This window comes from Anabaena subtropica FACHB-260, assembly GCF_014697105.1.
Lineage (GTDB): Bacteria > Cyanobacteriota > Cyanobacteriia > Cyanobacteriales > Nostocaceae > Trichormus > Trichormus subtropicus.
Genome location: NZ_JACJRF010000045.1, coordinates 20,344 through 44,987 on the forward strand (window position 1 = coordinate 20,344; position 24,644 = coordinate 44,987).

20 protein-coding genes are annotated in these 24,644 nt (G+C 39.4%); 11 read left to right on the forward strand and 9 right to left on the reverse strand.

The window, feature by feature from the left end:
- Positions 1–61 precede the first annotated feature (61 nt).
- Positions 62–583, reverse strand: coding sequence for a universal stress protein (locus tag H6G18_RS20140; RefSeq protein WP_190408879.1), 522 nt, complete (start codon positions 581–583; stop codon positions 62–64).
- A gap of 78 nt (positions 584–661) precedes the next feature.
- On the reverse strand, positions 662–3,130 hold the full coding sequence (ppsA, locus tag H6G18_RS20145) for a phosphoenolpyruvate synthase (RefSeq protein WP_190408880.1): 2,469 nt from the start codon (positions 3,128–3,130) through the stop codon (positions 662–664).
- A gap of 330 nt (positions 3,131–3,460) precedes the next feature.
- Between ppsA and H6G18_RS20150 the strand changes: the two genes are divergently transcribed.
- On the forward strand, positions 3,461–3,715 hold the full coding sequence (locus H6G18_RS20150; RefSeq protein ID WP_190408881.1) for a hypothetical protein: 255 nt from the start codon (positions 3,461–3,463) through the stop codon (positions 3,713–3,715).
- Between the two features lie 223 nt (positions 3,716–3,938).
- On the opposite strand, the gene H6G18_RS20155 is transcribed toward H6G18_RS20150, so the two are convergent.
- The 3 genes from H6G18_RS20155 to H6G18_RS20165 form a co-directional block, all read right to left on the reverse strand.
- The gene (locus H6G18_RS20155; protein ID WP_190408882.1) at positions 3,939–4,160 is read right to left on the reverse strand and encodes a DUF4327 family protein; all 222 of its coding nucleotides are present in this window, start codon (positions 4,158–4,160) and stop codon (positions 3,939–3,941) included.
- Between the two features lie 379 nt (positions 4,161–4,539).
- Positions 4,540–5,409 carry a polyphosphate kinase 2 family protein gene (locus H6G18_RS20160; protein WP_190408883.1) on the reverse strand — a complete coding sequence of 290 codons (870 nt, stop codon included), beginning with the start codon at positions 5,407–5,409 and terminating at the stop codon, positions 4,540–4,542.
- A gap of 72 nt (positions 5,410–5,481) precedes the next feature.
- The gene (locus H6G18_RS20165; protein WP_190408884.1) at positions 5,482–5,967 is read right to left on the reverse strand and encodes a hypothetical protein; all 486 of its coding nucleotides are present in this window, start codon (positions 5,965–5,967) and stop codon (positions 5,482–5,484) included.
- Positions 5,968–6,183: 216 nt separating this feature from the next.
- Here H6G18_RS20165 and H6G18_RS20170 point away from each other — a divergent pair, with 216 nt between their 5' ends.
- On the forward strand, positions 6,184–7,884 hold the full coding sequence (locus H6G18_RS20170; RefSeq protein WP_190408885.1) for a DUF1565 domain-containing protein: 1,701 nt from the start codon (positions 6,184–6,186) through the stop codon (positions 7,882–7,884).
- Positions 7,885–8,003: 119 nt separating this feature from the next.
- Here H6G18_RS20170 and bioU read toward each other — a convergent pair whose 3' ends face one another.
- A complete protein-coding gene (gene bioU / locus H6G18_RS20175; RefSeq protein ID WP_190408886.1) occupies positions 8,004–9,008 on the reverse strand; it encodes a (S)-8-amino-7-oxononanoate synthase BioU in 1,005 nt (334 codons plus the stop codon).
- Positions 9,009–9,281: 273 nt separating this feature from the next.
- Between bioU and H6G18_RS20180 the strand changes: the two genes are divergently transcribed.
- The 6 genes from H6G18_RS20180 (at position 9,282) to H6G18_RS20205 (ending at position 14,814) form a co-directional block, all read left to right on the forward strand.
- Positions 9,282–10,508, forward strand: a complete 1,227-nt coding sequence (locus H6G18_RS20180) for an ABC transporter substrate-binding protein (RefSeq protein WP_190408887.1) — start codon at positions 9,282–9,284, stop codon at positions 10,506–10,508.
- A 144-nt stretch (positions 10,509–10,652) separates the two neighbouring features.
- Positions 10,653–11,603, forward strand: coding sequence for a branched-chain amino acid ABC transporter permease (locus H6G18_RS20185; RefSeq protein ID WP_190408888.1), 951 nt, complete (start codon positions 10,653–10,655; stop codon positions 11,601–11,603).
- Positions 11,604–11,638: 35 nt separating this feature from the next.
- Positions 11,639–12,565, forward strand: a complete 927-nt coding sequence (locus H6G18_RS20190; protein WP_190408889.1) for a branched-chain amino acid ABC transporter permease — start codon at positions 11,639–11,641, stop codon at positions 12,563–12,565.
- A complete protein-coding gene (locus H6G18_RS20195) occupies positions 12,562–13,341 on the forward strand; it encodes an ABC transporter ATP-binding protein (RefSeq protein ID WP_190408890.1) in 780 nt (259 codons plus the stop codon). Before H6G18_RS20190 ends, H6G18_RS20195 begins: the two co-directional genes overlap by 4 nt.
- Before the next feature lie 15 nt (positions 13,342–13,356).
- The gene (locus tag H6G18_RS20200) at positions 13,357–14,103 is read left to right on the forward strand and encodes an ABC transporter ATP-binding protein (protein ID WP_190408891.1); all 747 of its coding nucleotides are present in this window, start codon (positions 13,357–13,359) and stop codon (positions 14,101–14,103) included.
- An 84-nt stretch (positions 14,104–14,187) separates the two neighbouring features.
- Positions 14,188–14,814, forward strand: a complete 627-nt coding sequence (locus tag H6G18_RS20205; protein WP_190408892.1) for a Uma2 family endonuclease — start codon at positions 14,188–14,190, stop codon at positions 14,812–14,814.
- 4 nt (positions 14,815–14,818) lie between these two features.
- On the opposite strand, the gene H6G18_RS20210 is transcribed toward H6G18_RS20205, so the two are convergent.
- Complete coding sequence (locus tag H6G18_RS20210; protein ID WP_242040418.1) at positions 14,819–16,462, reverse strand: fibronectin type III domain-containing protein; 1,644 nt, start codon at positions 16,460–16,462, stop codon at positions 14,819–14,821.
- A gap of 499 nt (positions 16,463–16,961) precedes the next feature.
- Here H6G18_RS20210 and H6G18_RS20215 point away from each other — a divergent pair, with 499 nt between their 5' ends.
- Positions 16,962–17,528, forward strand: a complete 567-nt coding sequence (locus H6G18_RS20215; RefSeq protein WP_190408894.1) for a retropepsin-like aspartic protease family protein — start codon at positions 16,962–16,964, stop codon at positions 17,526–17,528.
- A gap of 26 nt (positions 17,529–17,554) precedes the next feature.
- Here H6G18_RS20215 and H6G18_RS20220 read toward each other — a convergent pair whose 3' ends face one another.
- Positions 17,555–19,036 (reverse strand): sensor histidine kinase, encoded by a 1,482-nt coding sequence (locus H6G18_RS20220; protein WP_190408895.1) that lies wholly within the window; start codon positions 19,034–19,036, stop codon positions 17,555–17,557.
- Between the two features lie 760 nt (positions 19,037–19,796).
- Here H6G18_RS20220 and H6G18_RS20225 point away from each other — a divergent pair.
- A complete protein-coding gene (locus H6G18_RS20225) occupies positions 19,797–20,246 on the forward strand; it encodes a BON domain-containing protein (protein ID WP_190408896.1) in 450 nt (149 codons plus the stop codon).
- A 619-nt stretch (positions 20,247–20,865) separates the two neighbouring features.
- On the forward strand, positions 20,866–21,939 hold the full coding sequence (locus H6G18_RS20230) for a WD40 repeat domain-containing protein (protein WP_190408897.1): 1,074 nt from the start codon (positions 20,866–20,868) through the stop codon (positions 21,937–21,939).
- 184 nt (positions 21,940–22,123) lie between these two features.
- Here the strand turns inward: H6G18_RS20230 and H6G18_RS25100 are convergent, their stop codons facing one another.
- Positions 22,124–24,244: a serine/threonine protein kinase gene (locus H6G18_RS25100; protein WP_277875618.1), complete on the reverse strand. Its 2,121-nt coding sequence runs from the start codon at positions 24,242–24,244 to the stop codon at positions 22,124–22,126.
- Positions 24,245–24,644: the final 400 nt, after the last annotated feature.

Genomic DNA, 24,644 nt, shown 5'->3' on the forward strand with positions numbered 1-24,644 from the left:
ATGCCTACCCCACAAGAATCGTCTCTTGATTCAGCAATGCCCAAAATTCCCCACTAAACCTTTATACTACTGATGATGTTACTGGGGTATCGGTAGTAGCAGGAATGATTCCTTGTACCGTCAGCACTGAACAGGGAGCGTGATGTAAGACATAATTGCTCACACTACCTAGTAACAATTCACTCAAGCCATGTAAACCCCGACGACCCAAAATAATTAAGTCAGCGTTCCAACTACGGGCGATTTCACAAATCAGCCGACTAGGATCGCCAAGTTCTTGGGTAAAGTCAGATGTCACACCTTTGGCGATCGCTTGATTATTCAGCAAAGTCAAGAAGTTAATGCCCTCTTGTTTTAAAGTCTCCCACCGGCCCATATAGTAGTCTGCATTACGAGTTTGGGAAGTTCCATAAAAACTCTGCGTTTCCATAGCAGCAGCATTGAGATAATCGTCATCAAATGGTGAGATAACGTGTAACAGCAACAATTCAGCGTTGGTTGCTGTGGCTAAAGATAAAGCTTTCTCAAATACTTGCTGACCCATTTCATTGTGATTAAGTGCAACCAAAATTTTGTTAAACATAGTTATTAGTCCTTAGTGATTAGTCAAAAGCCCATAGTCAAAAATTAACGTGAGTCTCCAACGGAGGCGCACGTAAAGTTATTGCCTTCTGTCCTCTTCTGCGGCGGCGATTTCTAATAGTGTTTTGAGGACTGAGTCTGGGTTGAGACTGATGGAATCAATTCCTTGTTCAACTAGGAAGCGGGCAAATTCTGGGTAATCGCTTGGTGCTTGACCGCAGATACCAATTTTTCGTCCGTGTTTTTTGACACTAGCGATCGCTTTGGCAATCATCCGCTTTACTGCTGGGTCACGTTCATCAAATAAATGGGCGACTAATTCTGAATCCCTGTCTAAACCCAATGTTAACTGTGTCAGGTCGTTGGAACCAATGGAGAAACCATCAAAGACTTGACTAAATTCGTCTGCTAGTTCCACATTGCTGGGTAACTCACACATGACGTAAACTTGTAAACCATTTTCTCCTTGCACCAACCCATTATTTGCCATCTCTGCCAATACCCGCCTTCCTTCATTGGGAGTACGGCAGAACGGAACCATTAATATGACGTTGGTTAAACCCATTTCATCCCGTACTCGCTTCATCGCCTGACACTCTAAGGCAAAACCTTCGCGGTAGCGGGGGTCATAATAGCGAGAAGCGCCGCGCCAGCCAATCATCGGGTTTTCTTCCTGGGGTTCAAATTGTTTACCACCTAAGAGATTGGCGTATTCGTTACTCTTGAAGTCAGAGAGGCGGACAATTACTGGTTTGGGATAAAAAGCAGATGCGATCGTGGCAATCCCTTGGGCTAGTTTATCGACAAAGAATTGGGCTTTGTCTGCATATTGGGCTGTTAACTCAGCAATTTTATATTTCGCTAGTTCGTCTTCTAACTCATCAAAGTGAATCAATGCTAAGGGGTGTGCTTTGATGTGGTTGTTAATAATAAATTCCAGGCGTGCCAATCCCACCCCATCATTAGGAATACTAGCTAAACCAAAAGCTTCTTCAGGATTGCCCAAATTCATCATAATTTGGGTATGTGTGCGGGGTAGTTTTTCTAAAGGAATTTCTTGGACTTCGTAAGGTAATAAACCAGAGTAGACTTTACCAGTTTCACCACCGGCACAACTGACAGTAATCTCTTGTCCAGTTTTTAAAATAGTAGTCGCATTACCACAACCCACAATTGCAGGGATTCCTAACTCTCTAGCAATAATCGCTGCATGACAAGTCCTACCGCCAGAGTTAGTCACAATGGCACTAGCACGTTTCATAATTGGTTCCCAATCGGGGTCAGTGCGGTTAGTGACTAACACTTCTCCTGCTTGAAACTGGTTAATCTGATGCACATCCAAAATTACTCTGGCTTTACCTTGTCCAATCATTTCACCAACACTGCGACCAATCACCACAGGAACAAGGGATGGGGAATTTTTTTCCCCAGTGTCTGACAACCGATAATTACGCAATACATTTTTTGTCTTTTGTGATTGCACTGTTTCTGGTCGCGCTTGGACAATGAACAATTCATTAGTTAAACCGTCTTTAGCCCATTCAATATCCATTGGTGTGTAGACACCACGTATTTGAGAATAGTGTTCTTCGATGATGCAAGCCCAATGTGCTAGTTGTAAAATTTCTTCATCGTTGAGGGCAAAAACGTTGCGTTCTGATGGTGCAACAGAGATATTTTTCGTCAATTTTGAGCCACCCAGGTCGTAAACCATCTTCAGTTCTTTAGTACCGAGGCGCTTTTCAATGATAGAACGGTATCCCTGTTTGAGTGTTGGTTTAAAGACTAAATATTCATCCGGGTTAACTGCACCTTGGACGACGTTCTCACCCAAGCCATAGGCGGCGGTAATTAAGGCAGCATCTTTAAAACCTGTTTCTGTATCAATAGAGAACATGACACCAGAAGTAGCTAAATCAGCCCGCACCATTTTTTGTACACCCACCGATAGGGCAATACTTAGGTGGTCAAAGCCCTTGATTTGCCGATAAGAGATGGCACGGTCAGTAAAAATTGAAGCAAAACATTTGTGGCAAGATTCCAGAACAGCTTGCAAACCGTGGACATTCAGATAAGTTTCTTGTTGACCGGCAAAGCTGGCATCGGGTAAATCTTCAGCCGTGGCGCTAGAACGAACGGCAACATCGGTATCATCACCATACTCTAGGCAGAGGTTTTCGTAAGCTTGGGCGATCGCTGTTTGTAATTCTGTCGGAAAGGGCGTTTGCAGCATTAATAACCTGGCTTGTTTACCACGCTGCCGCAGGTTCTGCATATCCTCTACGTCTAAATCTGCAAAAATGTCTCTTAATTTTGCCTCTAGTCCTGCGGAAGCAAGGAAATATCTATAAGCATGAGCAGTTGTTGCAAAACCCATCGGAACTTTTATACTTTTGCGTCGCAACTGCTGAATCATTTCACCTAAAGAAGCATTTTTTCCTCCTACTAAGGATATATCTGCAATTCCTACTTGGTTCAATGGTAAAACCAGGGCTTGTTCTTGGGAGACTGAATAAGATGTTTGTGAATTTATAAAAATTTCTACCATGATTGATTTTCCTATAATTCAAAGAGGTACTGCCTGTATTCCAGTCATCTGCTTTTAGGTCTCACACTTATGTTTATAGGAAGTTATGTTGAGGAACTTGTGAGGATTTATTTCTCAACTAGAGGATAGAATGTCTGTCCTCGTTAACTTTCATTACTTCAAGTTTGATGTACAAATTTTACAGAATATTTTTAATTGTATTTTTCCTCACAAATTCCTCATATTAAATAACTATTCTCAAGATAGATACAAAATTTTTTCATATCAACACGGTTGTCAATTAACCGTAATGATGAATAGCGATCATATTTTTAAAAAAGGATTTGATATATGACTAGCTGTCCTTGCTGTTCTAGGGTACTTTTGCCACATATACGTGGTGATTCGCAGATTCACTGGTTCTGTCGCCACTGTTGGCAAGATATGCCAGTGTTTTCATTGACCAATTCGGTTTCTTTCACTGAAATCATTACCGAGAGATTGTCTCGTAGCTTTCAGAACAAAGAACAGGTGAATACTGCTGACTACATAAGTCAACGTCAAACTATCAATGAATGGGTAGAGCTACAAGACATTACAGCTTAAGGCGATGTCTACGGACAAGCTACACCTATGCGGTTAATTGTGATTCAGTGTATACGTTCCCACTAAAGAGTAGCTCATCGCATCAGATAGTAAATTTTTCTACTTGCTTGTATCTATTATTTCAAACCCTCGACTAATTCGAGGGCTTTTCATTTTATTTTAAATTCTGAATTGAGTATTGATCAGAGAGGCTGTTAATAGGAATCAACTTTTAGGGAAGACTTTAATCTTCGTCCCACTCTTCTTGGCTTAACAAGTCAATAATTCTATCTCTGAGCAAAAATTCGTTTTTTTCCAACTCTAGTTCAAAAAATGGCCAGTCGCGATCTGGAATATATTTACACAGAGCGTAAATTGGTTGTTGACGATTAACCAGTCCCCTAGAGATGAGGAGACGTGTTTCATCCTTGATAACCTCAATGTCATATTTGACAGCAGTATCCATAGCGCTTTCCTTTGCTTTTGATCAAGGAATTGAGAGTTAAAGTAATAAATACCTTGACTCCAATTTAAATTTATCAAAAAAATGTGAGGAAATCTTAAATATTACCGACAGAAAAATATATTTAGTCTATTTATTTTTCTTCCTTAAGGTAGAACCAATATAAAAAAAAGTATGCTATCTTCCCTAAGGAATGTTATTTTAGATTATTTTGATTAATTATAAGATAAGTATTAGTTAATAATGGTAATTGATTTTTTATTTAAACAACTTACTAAACTCTGCTTTTGTGAGAATCTCTAAAATATCTATCTTCTCACCACAGGCATAATTACAACTGTAAATGAGAAGAGTCGTGACTATAAACTTATTTAATCATCAACTAACTTTCTTGCTCCAAAATATACTTAGCCTGTAAAAGTTGCTGCTGATGTTCTTCGCTCACTGTGGGATATTTTAGATTTAATTCTTGTAACTTTGTGCAGATAATATCAGCCACTACCAGACGGGTAAACCATTTGCGATCGGCAGGGACAATATACCAAGGGGCTATAGCAGTACTCGTATGCTGAAACACTTCTTCATAAGCTGCCATATAATCATCCCAGAAAGCTCTTTCTCTCACATCATTCACAGAAAATTTCCAATTCTTTTCTGGATATTTAATACGTTCCAAAAAACGCTTTTTCTGCTCAGACTTAGAAACGTTTAGAAAGAATTTAAGAATAATAACCCCATTATTCACTAAATATTTTTCAAAATTATTGATTTCCTCAAAACGCTGCTTCCAGATATGATTCCCCTGATGATTATGAGGAAGCTGTTGCTTTTTGAGAATTTCTGGATGTACCCTGACTATTAGCACTTCTTCATAATATGAACGGTTGAATATGCCAATACGCCCTCGTTCTGGTAGAGCTTTTGTGGAGCGCCAAAGATAATCATGGTCTAATTCTTCATCACTAGGTGCTTTAAAACTAAATACCTGAAATCCTTGGGGATTCACACCAGACATTACGTGTTTTATCGTGCTATCTTTGCCAGCAGCATCCATTGCTTGAAAGATAATCAACAAGGTGTAAGTGTTTTGAGCATAGAGGATATCTTGATACTTGGCTAATTGTTGAATATTGGTTTGTAATTTTTGAGCTGCATCGGCTTTTTCGTGATAACCGTCATGATAAGCGGGGTCATAATTTTTTCGCAGAGAAATTTTTGACCCTGGGGTAAAAATAAAAGCATCCTGATTCATCTAAATCAAGTTACCAATCTATATTATCTTTGTTATGTAATAACAAATACAGCAGTTATCCTAAGACTATTCTTATTTCTTAACTTTTTGTGCTTGATGTTGAGGACGCATTGCTTCTCGACCCAAGAGAAACATTCCGGCTACACCTAAGCTGACACACCAGATGTATTGATACCAGTATTGCTGAATCTGCTCAACCGTATTTAGTTCTGGATGTAAGGTGTTCAAGTAAAGTACTAGCACCAGTACCATCAGCGCACCGAAGCCTACAAAACTTAAACCCATAAAAATCCTTGCAGGTTGCAATTCGACATCACTAATTTGCTCTAGGTCAACTTGGGCGAGACTCGTTAAGGATTCATCCGCAATTGTCGATGCTATTTGTAAGCTATTACCTAGTTTTGGAGGTAATAGTGGAGTTAGTTTGGCGACAGTAGGACGACGTAATAAAGCCTCAGTATTTCGCAAAATTTCCAATGGCTTACGACTTGTAGCCAATCGGGGAAATTCTACATTATTTGTAGCAGTCGGGGCGGTGGTTTTGCTTTCAAAATCCATAGCACGCCAGAGAAGTAACAGGATTATGAATAGCCTAGCGAATTAATTAGGAGTAATGCAAATTTTTATTAGTTTCTTTTGAGCTAGTGCTGAGTCTTATCAGCTTTTCTGGAATATTGCTGATTTATTTGGTAGTCAATGTTGCAAATTTTAGCGATCGCCTCTTATTCTCAAGGTTAGCGCTAAGATGGCTATGTATTTTTCCAGGGTATAAATATGGCGCAGTTTTTTTACGTAAATCCAGCTACAGGTAATGATGCAAATCCTGGTAGCCAAGCATCTCCATTCAAAACAATTACCAAAGCCCTCAAGGTTGCTTCATCCGATACCGTAATTCAACTAGCAGATGGTAGTTATAATGCTACTAGTGGTGAAGTTTTTCCCCTGACTATTCCATTTGCTGTCAAGGTAGTAGGTAATGAAGCCAACAAAGGTAGCAATATTTTTATAGAAGGTAGTGGAAACTACCTTAGCCGTACTTTTGCTGGTCAAAATGTCACATTTGTACTTCTGAATAATTCCGAACTCCGGGGTGTGACTGTCACCAATCCTGCTAGTCGTGGTAGTGGTGCTTGGATAGAATCAACTACTCCGACAGTTGCCAATTCTACCTTCATCAACTGTAAACGTGAGGGAGTATTTGCTACAGGTGATGCAAATCCTGTGATTATTGGTAATGTGTTTACAGAGAATGCCGCAAATGGAATTGCGATCGCTAAAAATTCCCAAGGAAAAATTCAAGGTAATACCTGCTTCAAAACTGGCTTCGGTATCGCCATCAGTGATACTGCATCACCCACACTTATAGATAACAAGATTTACGAAAACCGTTCTGGTATCGTTGTCTCTGGTACTTCTCGTCCTATATTACGTAATAATCTCATTGAAAATAATACTGATGATGGTTTGACGGTAATTGGTAATGCTTCACCAGATATAGGTAATACCAATAACCCTGGCGGTAATATTTTCCGCAACAACGCCAAGTTTGATTTACAGAATGCTAGTTCTAATAAGTTGATTTCTACAGGTAATCAGATAGATGCAACTAAGGTTGCAGGAAACGTAGAGTTGATAATTAGTCAGCTACCAACACCAACACCAACGCCAACACCAACCCCGACACCGACACCAACCCCGACACCGACACCAACACCAATCCCAACACCAACCCCAACACCAGTACCAACACCAGTACCAACACCAACACCAGTACCAACACCAACACCAGTACCAACACCAACACCAGTACCAACACCAACACCAGTACCAACCCCAACACCAATACCAATCCCAATCCCAACACCAACCCCAACGCCAACACCCAATCCTATAGACTTAAAAGATATTGGTAATCATTGGGCAGCACCATTTATTCGGGAGTTAGTAAAACAAGGTATAGTTAGCGGTTTTCCTGATGGGACATTTAAACCAGATGCGACAATGACAAGGGCGCAGTACGCAGCTTTATTAGTAAAAGCTTTCAACCCATCACCAAATCGATCTGTAATCAGATTTAAAGATGTAGCAGACAACTTTTGGGCATTCAAAGTCATTCAACAGGCTTATCAAGGTCTATTTCTTGCAGGTTTTCCCGATAATACCTTCCGTCCCAACGACAATATTCAAAGAGTACAAGTGATAGTTTCATTGGTTAATGGACTAGGACTAGGGTCATCTGCTGATGTGACAAAAGCCCTTAAAGCCTTTGAAGACCAAGCAAAAATTCCCGATTATGGTAAGAATCAGGTAGCCAAAGCTATAGAAAAAGGAATCATTGTTAATTATCCCAACATAAAACAACTCAACCCTACCTGCGATGCTACACGCGCTGAGGTAGTAGCGATAGTTTATCAAGCATTGGTAGATGCCGGACGTGTAGCGGCGATAAACTCGCCTTATATCGTAACTGCCTAATTTGTCAGAGTATTCACCGAATGAAAACAATAGCTAGGGATTAAGGTCTGGTAGATAAATCAATTTATCTTGAATTTTGAATTGATTTATCTCACCTCGAACCCCTAGCCTTTTACTTCTTATCTAACAAACTGGGGCATAATTTCAGCCGCAGTGAATATGCCGTAAATACCTCGTTGATATAACTGTTTACCAGCTTTGAGATAGCCAAAAGCAGGGCCGCAGACATTGGCTGCCATGCTGGTTTCATCGCCTAATGTAAAGGTATGGGTAGATGTCTTACCTTCAAAGGTACGTCCTGTGACCTTAACATTGGTACTGAGGGGTTTTTTAGGATTACGGGTATCAACTACACCACCAACAGTCACGCGATCGCGTCCGACTATCCCCGCTAACTCTAGCATGACATCATCGGCGTGTTCCATATTGGTCAAAGTAAGCACACCGTTAGTTTTATCTAATAATGCTTCTACTTCTGCATCAGTCATGGCGCGTGCCGCTTCCACGGTATAACCTGGCATATGTCCAATATCTTCCCGCACTGTAGCACGATAAGCTTCCCAGTTGGCAATACCTACACCAAAGGTAATTTCTACTTGATGAATTTCGGCGTAGCTTTGAGCTGCTAAGGCTGCGGCGGCTGTTAACAGTCCGGGGGTTGCACCACAGCCTGTCATGTAAGTGATACCAGCTGCTTGCAGTTCGTCTTTCATGGCAATTAGCTGTTCTACTGCGCTGGTACGTTTAATTGCATCTACCAGCACACCACGCCAACCAGATTTAATAAACTGTCTAGCTACGGAAGGGATAAAATCGTTAGGTAAGTTGGGTAAAGCTAGAAAATACCCATCTACAGATGGAGCGCTATCAATTAAGTCTTGAATACTATTGTTGGTTAAATTGCCGATTGGCTCTAAATAACCCACCGAACCTTGAGACTGGTAGGTAGCAATGCAGTCTTTAAAATCCAACCCTTCAGCCGCATAAGCGTAGCCTTTTTGATCGGCGATCGCTACCAGACTCATTTCTCCTTTACCCGCCAGTACCTTGGCTGCTGCTTGTCCGAGTCCACCGAAACCCAATACTCCCACACGTATAGCTGGCGCAATATTTGCTGTACTCATAGTCAATTACTTAAGTTAAATCACAAGCCTTGAGTCTGAACCATCTTGGTGTAGCTCATCGCTCAAAGCTATAAAGGTTAATTATGCTTCATTATCCTAGTTTGTTCCTCAAGCAGATCAGTTTTTTCACCAGAAATTCTTGCTGAGTGATTTAGGCTTGAGCAAATTTTCACGCGAAATGGATATAAACCACTTTGAAACCCTATTCAGATTCTGAGCCAGAGCGAGTTAATCTAGATTATGCACTGTGCTTACCGGAAAAGAGGTTAGCGTATGAAAAAAACTTTTGCATATACGACGGCGTTATTATCTACCTGCTCTTTACTACTGGCAGCTTGTGGTGGTAATAACACAACAACAAATTCAACCAATACAACAACAGAGGTTGGCACAACAACAGATGTAAGTACTATTCCCATCGGGATTGCAGTAGCTCAAACTAGTAATGTAGCTTTACTGGGTCAAGAACAAGTTGCTGGAGTTAGAATAGCCGAAAAATATTTCAACGATAAAGGTGGAATCAACGGTACTCCAATTAAGTTGGTTTTTCAAGATACCGCCGGTGATGAAGCTGGGACGATTAATGCTTTTCAAACTTTAATAAATAAAGATAAAGTTGTGGGTATTGTGGGGCCTACTTTGTCTCAGCAAGCCTTTAGTGCAAACCCAATTGCCGAACGGTCAAAAGTACCAGTAGTGGGGCCATCAAATACCGCCAAAGGTATACCAGAAATCGGTGATTATGTGGCGCGTGTGTCTGCACCTGTAGCGGTGGTTGCGCCTAATGCAGTTAAAGCTGCCCTGAAGCAAAATCCCAATATTAAAAAAGTTGCGGTTTTCTTTGCTCAAAATGATGCTTTTAGTAAATCAGAAACCGAAACTTTTCAGCAAACTGTTAAGGATCAAGGACTGGAGTTAGTAACAGTGCAAAAGTTTCAAACTACTGATACTGACTTTCAATCTCAAGCAACTAATACGATTAATTTGAATCCTGATTTAGTTATCATCTCTGGGTTAGCCGCAGATGGTGGAAACTTAGTAAGACAATTACGAGAACTGGGTTATAAAGGTTTAATAATTGGTGGAAATGGGCTAAATACATCAAATGTTTTTGCAGTTTGTAAAGCACTTTGTGATGGTGTATTAATAGCGCAAGCTTATAGCCCAGAACATCCTGCTGAAATTAATCAAGCATTTCGCCAAGCTTATGTTGACCAATATAAGAAAGAACCACCCCAATTTAGCGCCCAAGCTTTTGCAGCAGTACAAGTGTATGTAGAAGCACTCAAAGCTTTAGATAGTAAGAACAAAGTTAATAAATTACAATTGCCAGCGTTACGGACTGAATTGAATAAACAGTTACTAGCTGGGAAGTACAATACACCGCTAGGAGAAATTAGTTTTACTCCTGTGGGTGAAGTTGTGCAAAAAGATTTTTATGTTGCTCAAATTAAGATGGAAAAGGATGGTAGTCAAGGTAATTTTACTTTTTTGAAGTAGGGAATTATGAGTGAGGGACAGAAATATTTTTTTAAACGCGGAGGGGCGCGAAGGGAAAAGCGGAGGAGCGCGGAGGTTGTTTAATTTTATTGGTGGAGTACTCGGTAAATTAGCAGATTAGGAAACGCTATATTGATTAATTAAATGGATATTAGTGTATTTTTACAACAATTGCTGAATGGGTTGTCTATTGGTAGTGTTTATGCAATTTTTGCGTTGGGTTATACTTTGGTTTATTCGATTTTGGGGATTATTAACTTAGCGCATGGGGCAATTTTTACTGTGGGTGCATATTTTACTTATGCACTTATGGGTGGTACTTTTGGATTTAATGGTTTGTTAGCTAATGTTACATTGCCGATAAAATTACCGTTTGCTATTGCTCTGATTATTGGCAGTAGTTTAGCAGGATTGATGGGGGTAGCAATGGAAAGAATTGCTTTTCAACCTCTACGAAAAAAAGGATCTGACACTTTACTAACTGTTGTTTCTAGCTTAGGGGTGGCGGTGGTAATTGTGAATTTAATTCAATATTTAGTCGGTGCAGAAAGTTATACATTCCCAGCTAATACTTTTGGTAATTTACCGCCTGCAATTAATTTTGGCACTTTGGAAAAACCAATTCCGATTCGCAGTGTACAGGTGGTGATTTTTACTGTATCTGTAGTGATTGTGGCTATTCTTACCTACTTTATTAATCGTACTAAATATGGTAAAGCAATTCAGGCGATCGCAGAAGATCCAACTACTGCTAGTTTATTAGGTATCAACAGCGATCGCTTTATTGTTTTAACATTTTTCATCAGCAGTTTTCTCGCAGGTTTGGCGGGAACTTTAGTCGCCTCTAGTGTAAGTATTTCTGGCCCCTATTTTGGCATTGGTTTTGGGTTACGGGGTTTGGCGGTGATTGTTTTGGGTGGCTTGGGTAGTATTCCTGGTGCTGTGTTAGGTGGTTTACTCATTGGTGTAATTGAGGCGCTAGTCCCTTCTGATTATTCTGGTTATAAAGACGCTGTAGCTTTTGGTATTTTGTTTATCATGCTATTAGTTAGACCCCAAGGTTTGTTAGGTCGTCGGTTTATCCAAAAAGTATAAAACCATAACAGCAATTACGAAAAGCAATATAAAGAATGGCTGAATTTTTTTCCACCTATGGTTCCCTCATCGTCTCTATGGTATTGGGGGCGTTACTGGGATTATCTCTATACTTACCTCTGATGGCTGGGCAATTATCTTTAGCAAGCCCCGGCTTTTATGCTTTAGGTGGTTATATTGCGGCGATTTTATCAACTAAAGTTTTTACATTTAGTAGTAGTTATTTTCCAATTCCTTTACTTTTATTGGAAATGTTAATTGCTGGTTTAGTCTCCGGTTTATTGGGGATAGCTGTAGGTATTCCAGCTTTACGTTTGCGGGGGATTTATCTAGCGATCGCTACTATTGCGTTTGTAGAAGTTTTACGAGTTTTATCCCTAAATTTGGACATTACAGGCGGTGCTGTAGGAATTTTTGGTATCCCTCAACCTTTTCAAACTCCTATCGAATATTTATGGATTGCTTTACCATTACTATTAATTAGTATGGTGTTATTTTATCGTTTAGAAAGGGTACGCGTTGGTAGAGCGTTTACTGCTATCCGCGAAGACGAATTAGCAGCCGGAGCGATGGGAATTAACCCTACTTATTATAAAGTTTTAGCATTTACTTTAGGGGCAATTCTCGCTGGTATTGTAGGTGTAATTAGCGCCCATTTTTTAAATACTTGGAATGCCAGACAAGGGACATTTGATGCTAGTATTATCTATCTCACTTTTGTATTAATTGGTGGTTCTAGAACTTTTTTAGGCTCGGTTATTGGTGGTATGCTATTTACAGCCTTGCCAGAAGTTTTACGTGGACTAGCTGATACTGGTGGTTTACCTGCTTGGCTGGCGCAATTTCTCCGAGATGGTAGATTAATTATTTTTGGATTGTTGATTGTGATAGGTACTATTTTCTTCCCTCAAGGTTTGGTGACTCCAGATATTTTTAAATTAGGTAAGATTAAAAATAAATGAACCTGGATAAAAGTAAAGTTATATTAGAAGCAAAATCACTCACTCGTCGCTTTGGTGGTTTAGTTGCAGTAAATAATGTATCTTTTATAGTTAACCAACATGAAATTTTTGGTCTGATAGGCCCTAATGGTGCGGGGAAAACCACACTGTTTAATTTAATTACAGCTTTTATTCCACCTTCTAGCGGAGAATTAATCTATCAAGGTAAAGCGATCGCTCAACTACGTCCTCATCAAATTGCTAGTTTGGGTATTGCGCGGACATTCCAAAATATCCGTTTATTTGGTGAATTATCAGCACTAGAAAATGTGATAATTGCTCGTCATTTACATACTAAAAGTACTCTATTTACAGGTGTCTTAGGATTACCACCAGCACCGAAAGAAGAAGCAAAAAGCAGACAGAAAGCTTTAGAATTGTTGGAGATGGTGGGTTTGAGCGATCGCGCTCAAGAAAAATCCCGAAATTTTGCCTATGGTGATCAGCGTCGCTTAGAAATTGCTCGCGCTTTAGCTTTAGAACCGCAAATATTACTACTAGATGAACCTGCGGCTGGGATGAATCCTAGCGAAAAGCAGCAACTAAGTGAGTTTATTCGGGATGTGCGCGATCGCTTTAATTTAACGATCATTTTGATTGAGCATCACGTACCATTAGTTATGGGTTTATGTGACCGAATTGCTGTTTTAGATTTTGGTCAATTGATCGCCTTGGGTGAACCATCTGTAGTTAGAGATAACCCGGCTGTAATTGAAGCTTATTTAGGAAATGAATGAGGATTTAAATTACCGATGAACGCCGATGAAAGCCGATATCAAAATGCACAGGATTTTACAATTTTAGAAATTCAGGAGCTTGATGTTAACTACGGCGGTATTCAAGCTTTGAAGAAGCTTAACTTAATTATTAGAAAAGGTGAAGTTGTTACTTTAATTGGTGCTAATGGTGCGGGGAAAAGTACGACTCTTAGGGCTATATCAAAGATAGTTAATCCTAAAAATGGGCAAATTATTTATAATGGCAAAAATATTACTCGTCGTTTAGCTCATGAAGTCGTGCAGTTTGGTATTGCACATTGTCCAGAAGGAAGAAGGGTATTAGCAAAGCAAACAGTTTTAGATAATTTACTTTTAGGTGCTTATATTCGCTCTAATCAAAAGGAAATTAAAACAGATATTCAACAACAATTTGAGTTATTTCCTCGGTTAGCACAACGACAAAATCAACTAGCAGGAACTCTCAGTGGTGGAGAACAGCAAATGTTGGCGATCGCTCGTGCTTTGATGAGTAGACCACAACTGCTACTATTAGATGAGCCTAGCTTGGGTTTAGCCCCGGCGATCGTGAAGGAAATATTTTCGATTATTGAGAATCTGCGTGCTACTGGTGTGACTATTTTACTTGTGGAACAAAACGCGAATTTAGCTTTACAAATTGCTGATAGAGGCTATGTCTTAGAAGCTGGTTCTATTACTTTAACAGGCGCAGCATCAAACTTAATTAATGATGAGCGTGTGAAAAAAGCTTATTTAGGTTAATTATATTATTAGGACTTTTTGATGTACCAATGCTTTTTCAAACTCTGAAAATAGACGCAAAAAACTACAAACATAGGTAGATAAATGCTTCAGGAACTACCAATTCATATAACTGTTAACCAGTTTCTAGACTGGTATCCCACCAACTTAATACAGTTCCGTTACGAACTCCATAATGGATTTATCAAGCAAATGCCACCACCAACAGGTGATCATGAATTAGTTATCGCATTTTTGGTTAAGCAAATTTTGCTAGAGTGCGCCCGTCTTTCAAAACCATTAGATATCCCTAAAATGGGATTTGTGCAATCAACCGAAAGTGAATCCGCCTTTTTACCTGACGTGCTGCTGCTAAATCGCTCTAATCTAGCTAATGAACCATTATGGAGAGACAAATCAACACTAACTCTGAAGGAATCAATCCCACTAGTAATAGAAGTAGTCAGCACAAACTGGCGTGATGATTACTTCACTAAACTTGGTCAGTATGAAGCCATCGGCATCCCAGAATACTGGATTGTAGACTATGCAGCCTTGGGCGGTCGAAAATTTATTGGTAATCCCAAACAACCAACCATCTCAATTTACTCATTACTTGAAGGGGAATACCAAATTAAGCAATTCCGAAACGCAGAACCAATTGAATCACAAACATTTCCAGAATTAAAATTAACTGCTGAACAAATTTCTCAATCTGCGGTAGTAAATTAGTATATCAAAACAATTTAAATTCATCGAATTTAATTACTTCTGAATCTGGTTTGCGGGTATCAAATCGATAGCTGCTAACCGTACCTGTGCCAGTATCAAAGATACTAAAAACAGTAATGTCATTACTAGCAATATAAGGTATTGGTTTACCGTCGTCGCCTAGTAAAGGACTAATTGTTGGTAAAATCGGTTCTAATCCATTAGGGTCGCCAATAGCCGTATAATCCTTGGGAAAACCAATTGGTACTTCTCGCTTTCTTTCACCCCAAGCAGCACCATAAGAATTTCCTACATTAGATGTTTCTAAAAAGTGCATTCCACTAGAACTAACAAAGCGATTCCATAAATGGGAGTGTCCAAAAAATACAAATTGTGTTTTAGCTGCTTCTAATAAAGGAATCACATCACGAATAATATAGTCTGCATTTTTCGGGTATTCGTAACGTACAGATTTGATATTTCCGGCGTTATCACGTTCAATCATTTGTAATGGTTCAGTGTAAGCAGGTACAATATTATCCCCCAGTGTGTGGGGTGGATGATGGAACATGACAACTTTGTATTTTGCCTGTTGAAATTCTGGGCTATTAAGTTCTTTTTCTAGCCAATTATATTGTTTACTACCTTTAGCAATTGGTTCATAAATTATTTGTCCATAACCCCAATTTTCTGGATTATTTAAATCTTTTGCCGCTTCTTGGTATCTACCTTGAACTTGTCTATCTAATCTAGGCGATCGCCACATATTTGTAATGTACAATACTACCAATCGCACATCACCAAAACTCACTGCATAATATTTTTTTCCACCTTCTAGGCTTTGGGGTAGGCTAAAAATTTCTTCGTAGGTAATGGTATTGAATGAATTATCTATTAAGGATTTACCACTATATAATTTTTGGGCAGCAATCCGAGGAAAAGTATCATTAAATTCATCGTCTAAACTTCTTCTCCTCGCCAATCTTCCCATCACTTCATGATTACCAATGCAAGTAAACATGGGCGCGTGTTGAATAATTTTACCCCCGTTATAAGTTACTTTCACACCGTTATGTTCCATTTCATAGCGAGCGTTACCTTGTAACCCAGGAAAAAACGCACCGCCTCGATTATCATCAAACCATTCGGAGGCGCGGTCAGGGATATTTACCAAATCACCAGCAAACCAAACTGCATCGACTCGTCCCACAGTTTCCACTACCTTTTGCAGATTTGCGGCGGTCATGGGTTTAAGTTGATGGTCTGAAGTCAAGAGGATTTTTAGTGGTGTACCTGGTTTGGGAGAGGATGCAAGGGTAAAAACATCACTGCTAATACTTGCGCCATCTTCCTGCACACTCATAACGCGATAATCAACTCGCACACCAGGATTTAACCCTGTCACCTCTGCTTCATGTCGCCAGATATCACGTTTCACTGGTTTTTGATAAACTTGTCCATTTTGGCTTTGCTTCCCTACCCTGGAATTTTGGTCTTCCCTTGTGCGACTAAGTTTAGTAGTACTTGCATAGACAGTTTGCTGTAAATCTTCACCATACATAACTGTATTTTTACTACCAGCAAACTCAGTAAACCAAACTACTCGCACGGAGTTTTTTGTTGGTAGCTGCAAAAATGGGTCAGTCAGCAGTTGCGGTGCTGGGGTCATACTTGTTTGCCCAAATGAACGCACACTTACCAGCGTAAAGCATAGGGAAAACAGAATTACATATATAAGCAGTTTTTTTGTTGCGATCGCTCCCAGCATGACACACCTTATTTATACTGCACTGATTTCTGAATTTGCTTCATATTTTATATCCTAGTAATTTTATTGATTCTTCACTTAATCTTTAATTAATTTCTCAGTAGATATATGTACCATACTCATAGAGAAAACTATGAAATTATTATTTTTGATCATTAAGCAATCATCAAGAAATTATGTAACTAATTTTTTCTCCCCGAAGTTATCAGATTTTATAGAAGAGATTAAGAAAAGAACAAATTAGATTTTTTAAGATGGTTATATATAAAAGTCTCCAAATAAATTAGGATATCAACTAAACATTTAAGAAAGATACTAAGAAAATTTCAATGCTGTCATCTTTCCTATGCTATAACTTTAATTTGAAAATTTTATAAACATAATTAATAACAAAATAATCATGAAAAATGCTGATAAAAATAGGTATAAAAATCTTAAATTAGCTGTAATAGCAATTATACCAACACTGATTTTTCTAGCATTTCCTCACAGAACAAATGCGGAAGATCCAGGTGAATGTTTTATGATTAACTCCTCTGGTAGAACCATTCCCTTGAGAAAACTATGTGGTAGTAAAAAAACAATTCAAAACAAAGAAGGGAGAATTTTTCGAGTTCCCATCAAACGCCGATTAGGTAGAACGCCTGTGATTGATGTCACTTTCAATGACAAAAATATCTTTGAAATGATTGTCGATACTGGTGCTAACAATACCCTGATACCGCTAAAATTAGCGATCGCTCTCCAACTCCAGCCGACTGGTGTCATGCAAGCTCAAATTGCCGATGGTACACAAGTAGAATTTTCCACTAGTAAAGTAAAATCGATGGCAGCAGGTGGAGCCATAGCCAAAAATATCGAAGTAGCGATCGCACCAAAAGCAGAGTTTGGGTTACTAGGTCATGATTTCTTCAGCAACTACGACATCAAAATTTTAGAAACAGAAGTAGAGTTTCATCCGCGATAACTACTCAGCACTCAGCACTCCCTCACTCATCTTTTCATACCTACGTTCTGCTTATGACTCACTTCCAACGGTAAAAAGATAGTTAATACTTCGCCGTAGTGTGGGCGTTGACGAACAATTAACTTACCACCGATCGCTTGAAATAGGTGCTTGGTAGCAGCGATATTCAAACTAATCGTTCCTGTTTCTGGTTGGAACATGAGTAGTTGACCAAGGGCTTTCCGAATTGGTGGTGTAACTGGTGCAGTCGTCTTATTAGTATCTTTGCAATGAGTTTGAGGAGATAATTGTAACTTTAGTTGATCTCCAGCCGGAATCACCTGTACTTGAATATGACTCCCTGCTGGTAAACTGCGGGTAAAATTCTCCATCAACCCAGTCAGTACCCGATCCAACATAGTAGGATTGCTCACCACAGTTGGTAATTGTTGGGGTAAAACCACATCTAAAGTCAAGTTACGACGTTCGGCTGCTTGCTGCCAACGGGGTATGCTTTGATGCAACACTTGATCCAAAGACATTGCTGTTAAATGAGTATTAGCAGATTTCCCTGAGTTAGAAGTTTCTAGTTCTGCTGCCTTAAATAACAACTCCATGCGATCAATTTGCTCAGTACACTCATGATCGATAATTTCTAAGCGATTAATCACATTCGCAGGTAAATCACGCCGCTTCAGTAACAGGCGAGTCATAGTGCGAATAGTTGTTAAAGGTGTGCGGACTTCGTGAGCAAAAGCTTGTAGTAACTCTACATCAGGTTTTACGGATGGGGTAATGGGGATTGAACATTGAGTATAGGGCATTTCCTCGGCTCTGTTCTCCTGCTCCTCTACTCCTCTGCTTCTTCCTAGTCCCCAATCCCTAGTCTCTTCTTCTGGTAATTCTTGGAGTAAAAATTGGCTAAATTGAAGTACTGTACGGTAATCAGGTGCAACAGCAGGATACTGTTGTACTAAAGTATCCAACTCTGCGAATAAATCAGGATTAGTTAGCATCACCCGCGCACCTAGCGATCGCCAAGCCTGCTGGACTATCTCTGGCTCAAAAGAAAAAGAAAAAGCTTTTGTACCGTCTTTGTGTGTTGCGAGAACTAAAACTAATCTAAATTTATCTGTAAATACTAAACAAAATTGCTCAGATGCCAAAGGATCAGCAGGTAGTAAAGGCAATACCGACTCACAGGGAGTAGTTTCTGCTTCCGTGAAGGCGATCGCATCTGACATCTTAAAAGGCATCAAAGCCAAAGGATTAAATGGCTTGGCTGTAAAAGTAATCGTCTGTAAACTTTGAGTTAATATTGGTTGACTGAATAGGGGTGCAGGTGCAGCTAACACCAATCCTTGAAGCGCCTCAGGAGCTACAGCAACTAAAGTGTTAATGAGCAGATGTTCTGTTGCTGCTAGACTCATGCGCCACTGTTGCTCTGCTTTGGTTGGTGAGCATTCAGCCACAGTTGCTTGACTTTTGGCTAAGACTTCACTCAAACTTGGCAATATCCATTCGTACACAAAACTCCACCCCTTCATTCAAGAGCGACTAGCAGCTTGGGAAATGCAAAATTTCTCTACTACTTATGAGGGTATAGCCATTTATGCCCTAACAACAGTCGTATAACCGAACAAGATAGGCGCAATTCCCCCTGTAATGGTTTTCAAGTCAACAGTCTAAAGTTTAAAGTTTTTGTGAACTGCTGGGATGGAATCAATACAGAATCTGCCATCCAACCTTATGGAAATCGTTTTCGCTTATGTATAATTTTTTGACCGCTATATATTTTACTGTGTTCTGTTAGTTCTAATTTGTATTCATCTCTAATTTAATCCCCCTTTCTCTTGAAGGTTTTTGATGTAATATTTTTATTTCAATTCAGAGAATACTATCTAAGCTATCTTATAAAGTATTTTGATATAAGTATCAATACAGTTAAAAAAACAACTAAACTTACTACTTTATATTTAATAGTCTCTCCCAAAAAGCTAAATGAATTTTTGATGAAATAAGGTGGATTTTATTAAAATCTGATAATATCTAATGACTGCTGTATGTTTAGTATTGTTTGTTGGTAGTTCTGGCTAAAAATAACTTGAGACTTTTGAGGAAATTTTTGCGGATTTGAGTCTTCACAAGTAGTTTAAGTTGTTAGTCTCACCTATCTTTTGCTTGCATCAACCATCTGCCAATTGCAACTTTAAGGTTGATTTAACATTTGCTCCTCAGTGTGACATACAGGTAAATTAATCGCTTCAATTATTCCATTCGGAGATAAACGTGAAAAAACTGTTTTCCCTATTAGTGTCCGGCTTTCTCATAGCTGGTAGTTTTGGTTGCCAAGAAGCTCCTAGCACCACCAATAGTGCTACTCAATCACCTACAAAGCAGACTTCTGAAAGTATTAAAACAACAGGTAAAACTATCAAATCTACTGTCAGAGAAACCACGATTCCATTAACTGGTACAAATACTAAAGATAAACTGGAAATTAAAAAGACCGTAGCGACCAAAACGCCAGGAGATTTAAAAACCTCAGTAAGTAAGAAATTACAGGCAGGTATCCCAGGTAACAAGTTTTTAGTCGAAAATCAACAAGGTGAAATTACTCTCAAAGGTATAGCGACTTCTCAGGAAGAATTGAAAAAAGCTGAAAATTTAATCAAAGAAATCGAAGGTGTTAAAAGTGTAAAAATAGAAGCTAAAGTTGAACCTGCTAGAAGGTCTTAGATAGTCAATCTAAATCTAGAGTACATTTTTTAACTACATTGATTTAGTAGCAAAAAAGGACTTATGTATAACATAAGTCCTTTTTGTGATTTATATAGAAGATTGTGTACTTAATGAGAGCAATTGACTGAGCGATCGCCATGCTCACAGATAACTTTATAATGCAGATGTACGAAGGCAAACAAGACTTTGCTATGACACAGCCGACATTAACTAAAAATTTACTGTATGTTAAGTAAAATATATAAGACTCATACTTGATTTCTGAAATAAACGTAGGAGAACCACTGCTTATGACGGGTTTCCCGGCTTATTCGCTCTTAGCATTCCCGCAGGGTAGTAAGTGGCGTTAGGCATTACCCACCCTACAAATACTTAGATTTTTTCAATAATCAAATAGGATTCATATATACCTAGCAGTAATGAGGATTTTATTATAAATTATAAATATTATCTCTTTTTAAAATAAGTGAGCATAGAGGCGATCGCTCATTTTTTCATCTTACCAATCAGATTAAGATTTTCCTTCAAATAAAGAAAATACCGTAGGCGAGAACACGCAGTGTCAATAGTCTGATCAGCAAAATTAATCAGTCTTATTAATTTACTCGGTAAAGTTATGACTTTTAACAAATATGTTTCTGTAATAATGTCTTGGCGAGCCATATTTCCTGTTTCAGCTTCCTTGTTAATTAGCCAAGCCTTAGTTCTAACTCCCATGCTTCAATCAGTTAAGGCTACTCAATTAATATCTCAAAATTCAAGAGAGATTGCAGTAAATCCTTCTTGGCAACCAGGCACTATAAAATTACAAACAATAGATAGAAAAGTAGGCGGGCATTCACTGCCAGTCCGTGCCGTTAGCTTTAGTCCCAATGGTGAATTTCTTGCTAGTGGCAGTGGAGACAAAACTATTAAAATCTGGAACTTGAAAGCAGAAACCCTAGAACATACTCTGGCTCAAAATTCTAGTGGAATTATTTCCTTAGCTTTTAGCCCTAATGGGCAATTCTTAGCTAGTGGTAGTCAAGATGGAACTGTGCAATTGTGGGATTGGCAACGGGGAAAACTGATTAAAAGTTTTCCTAAGCATGGCGATATTGTCACGAGTGTAGCTTTCAGCTCTGATAGTCAGACTCTTGCCAGCAGCAGTGGAGATAAAACTATTAAATTGTGGGACACCAAGACAGGAGACTTGCGTCGCCAAATAGTTAATGAACAATGGGTTACTTCTGTTGCTTTCAGTCCCAATAGTCAAACTCTTGCTAGTGGCAGTTTAGGTGGGGCTGTTGATTTGTGGAATCCAGAAACTGGTAAACCTCTCGGCAGAATCGGAAAACATCCAATTTCTGTCTATGCAGTTACTTTTAGCCCTGATGGGCAACTTCTCGCAAGTGCTAGTGGAGACAAGACAATTAAATTGTGGAACTGGAAAAGGAGAGATTTACAGCGTACTCTGGCAGCACACTCTGATGAGGTAACATCCATTGCTTTCAGTCCTAATGGTCAAAATCTCATAAGCGGTAGTTGGGATAAAACTGTTAAGTTATGGAATGTAAATACTGGAGAAATTATTCGTAACTTTTCCGAAAATTCTCAACGTGTTTTGTCTGTCGCCTTCAGTCCAGATAATCAAGGTTTTGCAACTGTTAGTGGGGATGAGACTATTAAGATTTGGCGGTCAACTCAATAAATTCAGGACTTACAGCGTTTCTTAGTTGGGTGCAAGCTTTACAGGAGGGAGAGGCTAAGGTAATGTACTTCATCCAGATGAACAGTGCTGTACTCAACAAGATTCTTCGCCTTGGTGAGGAGGAGAAGAAATTTGATGAGCCTATTAGATACAGAGGTGAGTAATTTAATTTTTGGATGTCCCATTATCTAATTTCTGTATTCCAACCTCTTCGCGCTGGTTGAGAACGGCGTGCTGGCTGAGAACGGCGTGCTGGCGCTGGTTGATTTCGAGGTGCTGACGCTGGTTGAGAGCGGCGTGCTGGCTGAGGTCGGCGTGCTGGCGCTGGTTGAGTTTGAGGTGCTGGCGCTGGTTGAGAGCGACGTATATAGGAATTACGAACTGGTTGAGGTTTTGGTTCGACAGTATTCTTAGTTTTGTTTGTGTAAGTTTTACTGACTGCTATTTGCTTCTCTGCTTCTTCAACAATTGGTTTAATCTTAGTTTGCCAATATGGAGCATCTTGCTTGACTTGTTGGCCTAGTAGTCGTACCTCATTAGCCTTGCTGATAGCCTCTGACCAATTACCTTCATTTAAGGCGTTTTGAGCTAGCTGCAAATAACTTTCATTTTCCTGCCATTCAGTCCGCCATTTGTCACTTGATTTTTGAATTTCTTTGGCAAGAGAGCTAGTTTGAGGTATGGCTTGAGTAATTTGAATTACTTTTTCCAAATTTTGAGAAGTGTAGGCTTGTTGGTAGAGTTCCTCAGCCTGTTTAAGTAGTGTTTGCGACCATTGACTAATTAACTGCTGCGCTTCTTGGCGAAGGCTACTGTCTGACCCAATAATATTAGCTTGAGCGATCGCCTCTGGAAAGTTGTTCTTTTGAGCCAATTCTTTCGCCTGTTGCAGATGACAATCACTCAATAGATTTTGAGCCTCTGTATAAAAAGGTGATTGCTGATTAACTGCTTTGGCTTGATTGACGCACTCTTGAAAGTTTTTTCTGGCTTTTTGAGCTTTAGCGCTCTCAAATGTTGCTCTTGCAGATTGACCTGCTTGCCATTGAGTATAGCCATAAACACTACCGATCAGACTAACAACAACAGTAGCTGTCATCAGGAGTAGTTTTTGAAGTTTTTTCCGATTTTTGGCTTTTTTTTCCTGATTAACAGGCGCATCTGGCAGCAATTTATGTGTCTTTGCTGTCTCAATCAACTCCAAGTCCGCCTCACTTTGATTGGCATTATTCTGATTTTGCCAATATTCCTGGGCATTACTGGTACTCGGATCAGGAAATTCATCAACATCTGGGAAATTGATGACAGATGATCCTCTCTTTGAGGTTTCTATATCTTGACTTCTCACCTCTCTAGACGATCCTCTAGTTGGCAAATGAGCTTTTAGTGCTAGCTTCAACTCGTCTACCGAAGCAAAGCGGTCATCTGGTAACTTCTGTAAACACCGCATTACTACTGCTTCTAATTCTGGATCGATATGCTCACATCCTGGTTGAGACCTCAGTGGTACGGGTGGCTTAGAGATGTGAACCATCACCCAAGACATCAAACTGACTTTTTTCTGACTGAGATCAAACCCAAATGGATTAGTTCCACTAAGCATTTCGTAGATTAGCATCCCCAAGCTATAAATGTCGGCACGCCTATCTATCGTTTTTGTATCATCGGCAAATTGCTCAGGAGCAGCATAATGGGGTGTACCGATGAACATATTCGTAAAATTGGTGTTTTCCGAACAATCACTACGGATTTTGGCAATTCCAAAATCCAAGATTTTGACTATTTCACCTAATGTTGTGGGTACTAAAAAAATATTGTCAGGTTTCAAGTCACGATGGATCACTTCAACGTGTTCAGTTGTCTTGACTCTATCCCGCCATAGTGTCACTCCTTCATGAGCGACTTTGAGTCCATCACATACCTGAGCGATAATATTAATAGTTCGCTCTACAGATAGCCGACGCTGTTGCTGTAAAAATTGTCCTAATGTTTGCCCTATCAAATACTCCATCACGTAAAAGGGATACTCTTCACTAGTTACTCCACAATCACTTATCTCTACAATATGTAGACTTTTGAGCGCTGCACAGACAGCGATCTCACGCTCAAAGCGCTCCCTTAAGTCTTCTGAAGTGACCAGTGTGTCCTTGAGCAACTTCAAAGCCACCTGTTTACCTAACAATGTATCCGTTGCCAAGAATACATCTGCCATACCACCTATTCCTAGACGCTTCTCTAGAAAATAACGCTGGCTATCACCAATAGTGCGACCTATCCAAGGACTTGACAAATGAGTTGATTTCATCAAGCAGACTCCATTCTAACTTCTGGTGATTATGCGTAGCTCCACTTTGAATCGGGGATGACAGACAGAACAGGCAGTTGAACACTGACAAATTAGATTTACAGGTGCAGCATTCACGAAAAGTAAAATTAGAGCTTTTGATACTACCTGTCTACGCTTTTCCAGGCAAATGCAAGCTTTATAGAGAATTTTAGCACTATCGATTTTTCTACAGCCGGAATTAATGAGTACGAAACATATTGAACGAAGGGAGGCGTTTTCCCTCTTCATGTGATTCCTGTAAATCAAAATTCACGCCTAATGTGAATTAAGAAAAAAGGCGGGAGAAGTAAGAAGATGAAAGTTACCAGCTTCTCAAATCAAACTTCCCCCATGACTAGCATAAACTTTGGAACGCTAT